The sequence below is a fragment of the Paenisporosarcina sp. P4_E4_2 genome, from assembly GCF_056401595.1.
Genome location: NZ_JBFUJC010000185.1, coordinates 1 through 10,539 on the forward strand (window position 1 = coordinate 1; position 10,539 = coordinate 10,539).

General features: G+C 37.6%; 10 protein-coding genes. 1 reads left to right on the top strand and 9 read right to left on the bottom strand.

Going from position 1 to position 10,539, the window contains the following annotated elements:
* The 5 genes from AC1DSB_RS12750 to ccpN form a co-directional block, all read right to left on the bottom strand.
* On the bottom strand, positions 1-996 hold a 996-nt coding region (locus AC1DSB_RS12750; protein ID WP_477586834.1), incomplete at its 3' end, for an acyl-CoA dehydrogenase family protein.
* Positions 997-1,134: 138 nt separating this feature from the next.
* A complete protein-coding gene (gene rpoD, locus AC1DSB_RS12755; protein WP_016426907.1) occupies positions 1,135-2,265 on the bottom strand; it encodes an RNA polymerase sigma factor RpoD in 1,131 nt (376 codons plus the stop codon).
* Between the two features lie 29 nt (positions 2,266-2,294).
* A complete protein-coding gene (gene dnaG / locus AC1DSB_RS12760) occupies positions 2,295-4,106 on the bottom strand; it encodes a DNA primase (RefSeq protein WP_477531988.1) in 1,812 nt (603 codons plus the stop codon).
* A 303-nt stretch (positions 4,107-4,409) separates the two neighbouring features.
* The gene (locus AC1DSB_RS12765) at positions 4,410-5,213 is read right to left on the bottom strand and encodes a pyruvate, water dikinase regulatory protein (protein ID WP_016426905.1); all 804 of its coding nucleotides are present in this window, start codon (positions 5,211-5,213) and stop codon (positions 4,410-4,412) included.
* Positions 5,214-5,226: 13 nt separating this feature from the next.
* Positions 5,227-5,865, bottom strand: a complete 639-nt coding sequence (gene ccpN / locus AC1DSB_RS12770) for a transcriptional regulator CcpN (protein ID WP_147640277.1) — start codon at positions 5,863-5,865, stop codon at positions 5,227-5,229.
* 247 nt (positions 5,866-6,112) lie between these two features.
* Here ccpN and AC1DSB_RS12775 point away from each other — a divergent pair, with 247 nt between their 5' ends.
* Complete coding sequence (locus tag AC1DSB_RS12775; RefSeq protein WP_477586835.1) at positions 6,113-7,516, top strand: glycine--tRNA ligase; 1,404 nt, start codon at positions 6,113-6,115, stop codon at positions 7,514-7,516.
* 106 nt (positions 7,517-7,622) lie between these two features.
* Here AC1DSB_RS12775 and AC1DSB_RS12780 read toward each other — a convergent pair whose 3' ends face one another.
* The 4 genes from AC1DSB_RS12780 to AC1DSB_RS12795 all read right to left on the bottom strand — a co-directional run bounded on the left by AC1DSB_RS12780 (position 7,623) and on the right by AC1DSB_RS12795 (position 10,196).
* Positions 7,623-8,390 carry an alpha/beta fold hydrolase gene (locus AC1DSB_RS12780; RefSeq protein WP_477532866.1) on the bottom strand — a complete coding sequence of 256 codons (768 nt, stop codon included), beginning with the start codon at positions 8,388-8,390 and terminating at the stop codon, positions 7,623-7,625.
* Between the two features lie 71 nt (positions 8,391-8,461).
* Entirely contained in the window at positions 8,462-8,899 is a 438-nt protein-coding gene (locus AC1DSB_RS12785) for a GNAT family N-acetyltransferase (protein WP_016426901.1), read from the bottom strand.
* A gap of 118 nt (positions 8,900-9,017) precedes the next feature.
* Entirely contained in the window at positions 9,018-9,527 is a 510-nt protein-coding gene (locus tag AC1DSB_RS12790) for a DinB family protein (protein ID WP_477532865.1), read from the bottom strand.
* 123 nt (positions 9,528-9,650) lie between these two features.
* Positions 9,651-10,196: an N-acetyltransferase family protein gene (locus AC1DSB_RS12795; protein ID WP_477586836.1), complete on the bottom strand. Its 546-nt coding sequence runs from the start codon at positions 10,194-10,196 to the stop codon at positions 9,651-9,653.
* Positions 10,197-10,539: the final 343 nt, after the last annotated feature.

Here is a 10,539-nt window from a genome sequence, read left to right on the forward strand (position 1 = left end):
GTCAGCAATCTGCATGGCGATTTCAGAAGCATATAATTTACACATTGATGCTTCTTTTGAAAATGGACGACCTTGATCTTTAAGCCACGCAGCTTTATAGACCATCGTACGAGCCAATTCGATTTTCATGGCCATATCCGCCAATTTGAATTGAGTGATTTGGAAATCGGACAATGGTTTGCCGAATTGTTTGCGTTCTTTAGAATAACGAAGCGCACGGTCGAATGCTGCCTGAGCAATCCCTACCGCCATTGCGCCAATACCGATACGACCGCCATCGAGTGTTACTAAAAACTGACGGAATCCTTCGCCGCGTTTGCCTAATAGATTTTCTTTTGGTACTCTCACATTCTCTAAAACTAGTTCTGTTGTATTAGAAGCATTTAAGCCCATTTTTTCGTAGTTATCAATCACTGTGAATCCTTCGGCATCAGTTGGCACAATAATCGCACTGATTTCCTTCTTACCATCTACTTCTCCGGTAATCGCTGTGATTGCCAAATGTTTCGCATAGCTTGCGTTCGTAATGTATACTTTGCTGCCATTAATGACGAAATCGTCACCATCTTCAACCGCACGCGTTTGTGTCCCGCCTGCATCTGAGCCTGCATTTGGTTCAGTCAACCCGAAAGCTCCAAAAGATTCACCTGTGCAGATCGGCGTTAAATATTTATGTTTTTGTTCTTCTGTTCCAAACAAATTAAGCGGAGCCCCACCTAAAGAAATATGCGCTGAATACGTAATACCAGTAGATGCACATGCTCTGCTAAGTTCTTCAGTAACAATAGCAAAACTGATTGTATCTGCACCAGCCCCACCATATTCTTCTGAAAACGGTAAGCCCATCATCCCCATGTCGGCTAACTGTTTAAAAATTTCTTTTGGAAAAGCTTTCGTCCGATCACGTTCTATCGCACCTGGTGCTACAACTTTATCCGCAAACTCTTTCATTGTCTTGCGAATCATCTGATGTTCTTGCGATAAATCAAAATTCACTACATTCAACCCCTTTTAATTTTAAAACGCTTTCATTTTTCATTATATATGAAATATTCTAACATTCACAACTATTATTCTTCTATTAAAAAAGAGAACAAAAAAAGATGCTCACCGGTGTGAGCATCTTTGAACATTCTATTCTAAAAAGTCTTTCAGTCGTTTACTTCTTGAAGGGTGGCGCAATTTGCGTAAAGCTTTTGCTTCGATTTGACGAATACGTTCACGCGTTACACCAAATACTTTCCCTACCTCTTCTAAAGTGCGTGTACGTCCATCATCAAGACCAAAACGCAAACGCAATACATTTTCTTCTCGGTCAGTTAAAGTATCTAAAACATCCTCTAACTGCTCTTTTAACAACTCATAAGCTGCATGGTCAGATGGAGATTGTGCATCCGAGTCTTCAATGAAGTCTCCTAAGTGCGAATCATCCTCTTCCCCGATAGGTGTTTCAAGTGAAACTGGCTCTTGAGCAATCTTTAAAATTTCACGCACTTTTTCAGCTGGCAATTCCATTTCTTCCCCTATTTCTTCTGGAGAAGGCTCGCGACCTAGGTCTTGAAGCAACTGTCGCTGAACGCGGATTAATTTGTTGATGGTCTCAACCATATGGACAGGGATACGAATCGTACGAGCTTGGTCAGCAATAGCACGTGTAATCGCTTGTCGAATCCACCAAGTTGCGTACGTACTGAATTTGAATCCTTTACGGAAATCAAATTTTTCCACCGCTTTGATTAGACCCATATTACCTTCCTGAATTAAATCCAGGAACAGCATGCCACGGCCAACGTAACGCTTGGCAATACTTACAACCAGTCGTAAGTTCGCTTCTGCTAAACGTTTTTTCGCTTCTTCATCGCCTGCTTCAATACGTTTAGCCAAGGCAATTTCTTCATCTGCAGAAAGTAAGTCAACACGACCGATTTCTTTTAAGTACATTCGCACTGGGTCATTGATTTTAACACCAGGTGGTACACTTAAATCGTTTAAATCGAATGTTTCCTCTTCTTGCCCTTTTTTCATTAATTTTTCTAAGTCTTCTTCATCGCCGTCTTTACGACCAAGCTCCACACCTTGTGCTTCTAGCTGTTCAATAAATTCTTCGATTTGATCTGATTCCAACTCAAATACGGATAATTTTTCAGCTATGTCAGCAAAAGTCAGCTCCCCCGATTTTTTACCCAGTTCGAGTAGAGATTTTTTTGCTTCTTCTAATGTGACCTCAGTTTCTACCTCTTTTGAACGCTCAGACTTGTCCGCCATAAGTCTTCCTCCTTTAAAAACCAATCAATTTACATCGTTGATAACGATTTTTTCAAATCGATCATTTGTTTTGCTAGCTCTAAAGCACGTGTCATATCCTGAAGTTTTTCTGCTTCTTTGGACTCGTGCATTTTCGTTTGAATTTGAAGCTCGATTCGATGTTTATTTATTTGTCGTAAGCAGTCGGAGACTTCTTCACTTGCATGTTCCGGGTCTCGTTCTGTTAACGTTGCTTCCATGACCAGCTTTCGTAGTTCTGTGTCTTCTAGAATTTCTAGAAAACGATGTGTATCAGCTTGAGGATATGTGTCGTAGAAACCTATGAGACGAACAAATATCGCTTCATAAGGATCGTGGATGAATACGTGTAGGCCATGATCTTGGTGTAAACGATCGACAATATCAACTTGATGTAACATATGAGCGAGCAACAATTTTTCAGCCCGATCAATTGCCTGTATACGCTTACGACTTACCGGAGCGTTTTGGGCAACAGGAGGAGCCTGTTGTCTCGAGTTCTGCTTAATATTTTTCCCTTCAATCTTTCGAAATTGCTGATAAATCGCATCTTCCGAAATATTGGTTTCATTGGCTAATTGCCGAATATATAAATCGCGTTCAACTGGTGAAGAATTTCCGACAAAGTGTTCGAGAACTTCTTGCACGTATTGTAACGTGTCATTTTCAAATTGAAAGTTTTTATTGCGTCTTGCAACCATCATCATAAAAGCCAAATAAGCATGGGGTCGTTCAATTATTTGTTTTTCGAATGCCTCTGCTCCATTTTTTTGAACAAAGTCATCCGGGTCCATTTGATCTGGCAGGATGGCTATTTCCGTTTTCACTTTATCCTGCATTAATAGCTGTGCAGCACGTTTTGCAGCTTCTAGCCCTGCAGCGTCCCCATCGTAACAAAGTGTCACAGAATCAGTTAGACGTTTCAGTTTATTAACATGTTCCTTTGTAAGCGAAGTACCCATCGTAGCAACAGTATTCATGATGCCCGCTTTTGCCGCTGCTATAACATCCATAAAACCTTCCATGACAATCACTTTATGCTTTTTACGGATTATAGGGCGCGCAACATCCAAATTATACAAAACTTTGCTTTTTTGAAATATCGGAGACTCAGGACTGTTCATGTACTTTGCATCCTGCGACTCCGTATTTAATACACGTCCAGAAAATGCTATGACATGTCCCGCTTCATCACGAACCGGAAACATGATTCGTTCTCTAAATCGATCGAAGTATTCATTTTTATTTTCTTTTTGAATGAGCAGACCACTTTGTGCCATTTCGGCCGGATTGAATCCTTTACGTTCAAGCAACGTGGTTAAGGCATCCCAATTAGGTAGTGACCACCCAATTCTATACTGTTCAATAAGCTCTCTTGAAAATCCTCTTTCTTCTAAATAATGAAGGGCTTTTTCTCCTTCTTCCGTATTTAGAAGCAAGTGATGGTAGTAATTCATAGCAAACGTGTGCGCTTCTTTCATTCTTGTTTCTTCTTTGGAGACCGTTTTAGCTTCGCCATTCTGAGGTTCAATGTCCAGGTCGATACCTATACGTGATCCTAATTTGCTAACTGCTTCCTGAAAAGAAAGATTGTCGATATCCATTACGAAGGTAATGGCATTTCCTCCGGCACCACATCCAAAACAATGAAAGATTTGTTTATCTTGTGAAACTGAGAATGAAGGTGTTTGTTCTCCATGAAAAGGACAAAGACCAAACCAGTTGCGTCCACGTTTTGTTAATTGAACGTATTCGCTAATAACATCAACAACATCATTACTCGTGCGAATCTGTTCAATTGTTTCTTCCGGAATTCGTTGCACGTTGTCATCACCATCTTTATAGGCTAAATATTGAATTCGAGATAATCGATGAAAATCCTGCAAGTTTCGACAAAAATAATAAAAAAAATACATATTACCCCCTTTGTAGAAGTAATACTGTTTTTTTCTATAGTGATTTTCAAAAATCTAAATTATTGAAATCTTGACAAAACTTACGAAATGACAACCCTTATTAAATATTTTTACCACAATTTTTTATTATAAAACGTTTTTCTTGAAAAATCCACAAAATAATTATTATTTCAAAAGAAAAAACCTTCCCTCATAGGGATGGTTTTCACCTTACTGGATTTTGTTTAAGATGACATTTGCTGTTTCTTCGACTGCACGATTCGTCACATCAATCACATGACATCCAATTCGGGAAACTACTTTTTCAAAATGGACGATTTCTTGTTTAATGCGTTCCAATTTTGCATAGCTTGCATCATCATTAAGTCCTAAAGCAATCAATCGTTCTTTCCGGATTGAATTTAACTTCTCTGGAGAAATGACAAGTCCGAAACATTTTTCCGGGTCAACTTTAAATAACTCTTCCGGAGGCTCTACTTCAGGCACTAATGGAACATTTGCGACTTTATATCGTTTGTGTGCTAAATACTGAGATAAAGGGGTCTTGGAAGTGCGGGAAACGCCGACGAGGACGATGTCAGCCAATAGTAAACCACGTGGATCCCGTCCATCATCGTATTTTACAGCAAACTCAATTGCTTCAATTTTTTTGAAATAATCGTCATCCAATTTCCGCACTAACCCTGGTTCTTCAAAAGGAATTTCATTCAATTCAAGTTCAAGTGTATCCATGAGCGGACCCATTAAATCGATGGATCTTACACTATGTTTTGCACATTCCATTTGCAAAGTTGAGCGCATCTTTTTTCGGACAAGCGTATATAAAATAATCGCTTGCTGCAGTTTTGCAAGATTTACAATTTCTTTTACATGATCGAGTGTCGCGATATGAGGGAATCGTTTTAAGGACGTATCCTGTAAACCAGGTCTAAACTGACTTACCGCTGCTTTCGCAACTAACTCTCCTGTTTCGCCCACTGAATCCGAAACAATAAATATTTGCAGTTTTTTCATGGTTTCCGTCACCTCACAAATCGTGATTTTCCGCTAATGACAGAAAAGCACGTGTAATGTTTGTTTTGGTCAAACGACCAATCACTTCGTAACCATCAGGATGTTGTTTTACGATTGGCAAAGCATCTATTTGTTTGTCAATCAACTTCTTCGCGGCATGGATAAGTGAGTCGTGTTTATAACAAAATGTTATATTTGGCATCCGAGTCATTATGATATGTACGGGAATTTTATTTAAGTCCTGTTGACCTAAACTCGTGCGGAGTAAATCTTTTCTTGATAATACGCCTGTTAAATATGAATTTTTATCTACAACAAATAGCGTGCCGACATCTTCCAAAAACATTTGACAGATGGCATCATATACGGTCATATCTTCTGCTACTACAATCGGGATTGACTGAAAGTCCCGAACCTTCATATTCATCATGCTGTCAGAAACAGCTTGACCAGTTTTTTTGCCTGAATAAAAATATCCTACACGAGGTCGTGCATCCAGAAACCCCGACATGGTTAATATAGCTAAATCCGGTCGAAGTGTAGATCTTGTTAAATGCAGACGCTCTGCAATTTGTTCTCCTGTAATCGGACCATTTTCTTTTACAATTAGCAAAATGTCCTCTTGACGTTTGTTGAGTTCGATCGGACTCACCGCCTCAAAAAGTGTTATACTCAATGTTCAATATTATATACTAATTAAGTGGGCTTATCTAGTACCCTGTTTAAGTGGCACTTTAGATTTTTATATGCTACAATATAGTCAATTATATAGACGAAGATAGGAAAATAAGTATTGTTCATCCTTTAGCGAGCAGAGGCGGTGCAAGTCTGCAACGAACAAGAAAAGGCGTCCTGGAGTCATGTTAATGAAAGTGGATTGCTTTTAGCAATTAACTGGGGTGGAACCGCGGGTATTATGCACTCGTCCCCGGACGGAAAATGTAGTTAGTTTAGCGAAACACAGAGGTTTTGTCTTCCCTGGCTCGGATATTTATGGAGGCTTAGCCAACACTTGGGATTACGGTCCACTTGGAATTGAACTTAAGAATAATATCAAAAAAGCTTGGTGGCGCAAATTTGTTCAAGAATCTCCTTATAATGTTGGTCTTGATGCAGCTATCTTGATGAATCCTAAAGTTTGGTCAGCATCAGGTCATATCGGAAATTTCAATGACCCTATGATTGACTGCAAAAAATGTAAAGCACGCCATCGTGCAGACAAACTGATTGAAGATGCTCTTGAAGCAAAAGGAATCGAAATGATTGTTGACGGACTTCCATTCGAAAAAATGGAAGAATTAATCAGCGAACACGCCATTATTTGTCCAGATTGTGGAGCTCAAGAATTCACGAACATCCGTCAGTTCAATTTAATGTTCAAAACTTCTCAAGGTGTGACGGAAACTTCTTCTAACGATATTTACTTACGTCCAGAAACAGCACAAGGGATTTTTGTAAACTTTAAAAATGTGCAACGTTCAATGCGAAAAAAAATGCCATTCGGGATTGCTCAGATCGGTAAGAGTTTCCGTAATGAAATCACGCCAGGTAACTTCACATTCCGTACGCGGGAATTTGAGCAAATGGAACTTGAATTCTTCTGTAAGCCAGGTGAAGATTTGGAATGGTTTACTTTCTGGCGCGACTATTGTAAAAACTGGTTACTGAACTTAGGTTTGAACGAAGAAAACATGCGTTTACGTGATCACGATAAAGAAGAACTATCACATTATGCATCGGCTACAACAGATGTGGAATATAAATTCCCATTCGGCTGGGGCGAGCTTTGGGGTATTGCAGACCGCACAGACTTCGACTTAAAACGCCATATGGAGCACTCTGGTGAAGATTTCAACTATATAGATCCGATAACGAATGAACGTTATGTACCATACTGTATCGAACCATCATTAGGTGCAGACCGTGTCACACTGGCATTCTTATGTGATGCATATGCTGAAGAAACTCTTGAAGGTGATGATAAACGTACCGTGTTACGTTTCCACCCTGCATTAGCTCCGGTAAAAGCAGCTATCTTACCATTATCGAAAAAATTAGCTGAAGGCGCTGGTGAAGTGTTTGCTAATTTAAGCAAATCATTTATGGTCGATTATGATGAGTCTCAATCAATCGGTAAACGTTACCGTCGACAAGACGAAATTGGAACACCTTTCTGTATCACGTATGACTTTGATTCAGTTGAAGACGGTCAAGTAACTGTACGTCACCGTGATTCAATGGAACAAGTACGTATGCCTATCGTAGAAGTTAAARCATATATTGAAAAACACTTAGAATTTTAATTTAAACAGGATTGAAACATTTATGCTCAATTGCTCTATAGAATAAATTAAGGGAGGGAGATGTGAATTTTATCACAACTCCCTCCCTATTTTTATCAATATGAGACTACTTGTTATGGGCTAGTTCATTTATTTCGTTTGCACAATTTTTGATCGTATCAATGACGACTCTTGGCTCTGATAATTGCGGGAAATGTCCACTTTTTTCAGCAACAATGTGTTTACTATTCTTTGACAATGTCAGTAATTCCAATTGATTATCTTGTCGTTTTATTCGTACTTCCTCTGGCATCATTCGGTTTTTCTTCCCACCTGTAACAACAAATACAGGTATTTCGGGAAAAGCATCTATTTGATGAATTTGACTCACAGTTCGTTTTACAAAATTTACTTCATCGAATTGTTTGTGTGAAGATAAGGAATCCAACATTTTGAGCATCTTATTTATTGTTTTTACTGCCTTACCTTCAAATTCTTCAAGTTTGATATCTTTTGGATGGCTGGATTCCAAAAAGACAATTCCAGCTACTTCGTTAGGATAGAGTCGCGCATATAAATTTGCATATAAGCCCCCTAGAGAATGTCCAACAAATAAGTAAGGAGGTTCAAATCCCAAGATTTTTAGTGTTTCATGGAGAGTATTAACAATTGTCATTCCATCTTGATTTTCGATTGGCTTATCGCTACCAGTAACACCAAATCGATTATAAGAAAATACTGATGAGAATTGCGAAATTTCCGGGAGTATTTTCATCCAACCTTCAATGGGACCCGACCCACCGTTAATCAAAACGACATTGGGTTTACCTTTTCCGCTAATATTATATTGCAGCTTTCCTTTAGATGTTTCCACGTAATATTTCTCTATTTTCAATGCGCATCACCTCATTTTGTACGAGGTCACATGAAGTAAAACCGGTAATTGAATAGAGAAACTTCTGAACCTCATATTAATTTTTTTGTAAAACCCGTACTTTTACCAATATATCCATTTCTTATATAAAAAGCATGTGCTGGTATTCGCTCTTCTCTATTTCCACTGTTTAAAGTTATGGAACCTGCTCCTTGCACAATAGCCCATTCTTCGCAAGCTTTCAATAGCATTGAGCCGACCCCTTGTTTCCTCTGTTTTGAACTTATAACGAATGCCTGTATTCGTGCAAATACTCCAGTAAATTCGAAAGATAGAGCCTTGCATAACCCTGCAAAACCAATTAATTGATTATTTTTCACAACCACTAATGTTTCATATTCAGTATGACTTAATAATAACTCAAATCGTTTCGTAAGTTCTTCAAGTGATGTAGGATAACCTAATTCCGCCATCAGTTCGAGTAAATCTTCATAATCAGAAGATTGCACTGTCCTAATTTCAATTGTCATTGATTAACCATCCTGTTAACTTTATATTTTGTATCACTTTTAAATGATCTTTTAATGTCCCAAAAAGAAAAATGCTTTACTCCATCTTGAAGTAAAACACCAGTTCAATTGATTAAGACTATCGGGTGGTTTGGTACAGTGATTTAATTTCTTTTATTTGCTCAATGTGCCGCTGTTCATGTAAATAAATTAATTCGATCCATTGATAAAGAGGTAAATCACCAAAGTATGGATGTTTTACTGATTTGTCAGCCAAGATCGATGTATCTTCGACAGTATTTAAGATGTTGTTTAATAAATTTCTTGAATTGTTTAATTGGTCAATAATTTGATGAGTCTCGGCAGATTCAATTTGAGGCATAACGATTTCTGGTGCTTCCAACTTATTTGACCTGTCTAATAAAAAATCGATTTTTTTGGGTTCTGCACTGATGTTGGATTTTTTGAGTCCATAAGCAATTGCCTTAGCAAAAATTTCTTCTGTCAAAGCTAAGTGGTTGCATATTTGCGCAATACTCCAGCTCTTTATTCCAGGAGTATAATTGAATTCTTCATCACTTAATAAATTCATTTCATTTAGCAGATTATTTCTCGTTATTAACAGATTTTCATTTTCAAATTTACTCAAAACATCCCAACCTTTCAAGTCAATTTATCTACCACGTAACATACTATTCGAAATGGTTTAAAATATTCATGAATAGTAATCGCACGGAATTATTGCATACAAAAAGTTAAACGAATAGAAGAGTCAACCATTAAATCTCCCCATCAATATGGTATTATAGAAATTCCCATCAGAAAGAAGTTTATCTTTTCTTAACATCCCTTCCACTTCAAACCCATATTTTTTATATAGTTCCATTGCCTGATTATTGGTTTCGAGAACCTTCAAGGTTATTTTCTTAATATCATTGGAATCTGCCCATTGAATGGATTGTTGTAAAAGGTTCTTTCCGATACCATAGCCCCAAAACTCTTGTAATACACAGACACCAAATTCCACTTTATGAGAACTTCTTTTCAATTTGTTCCCTTCACATCTTGAAAAACCAACAATTCTACCATTAACTTCTGCCAATAAAAATAGGTTGCTAATGCTTTCCGTATCATCTTTAATTAATTGTTTAAAGCCTGTTGCGTCTATGTATGCCTCGCCTTTTTCCCTATCTAAATTTTCCGTTTCTCCATCTATTTGCAATCTAACTTCAGATAAATTTTTCGCATCGGTTTCTATTGCAGATCTTATAGAATAACGTAAATTATTGATAAAACATCCCATAGGATTAATTTTCATTCCATGGCCTCCTGGACTTAATGACCCGCAATCTTGATCTTATCATTTTTTTCATTACTAAAAATGACGATCAACTCATCTATTTCCTTCATATAATCCTCTGGAAAAAGTGTTCTAATTGATGTTAATTTTTCTTTAAATTCCTTAATTGGATCTTTATTAAAAGTTGCTACCGATTCCGATCCATAATAGTGTTTTATTTCACTAAGTATCCCCTATTTGTCCCGTGAGATTAAATTGATACTTTTTCTAGGAATAAAAAAAGGTCATCTAGAGAAAAAACAAAAACCTTTTGCAATGTTAACGTATGTACATTTTAGATAAATTTTTGGCATTCCTCAAT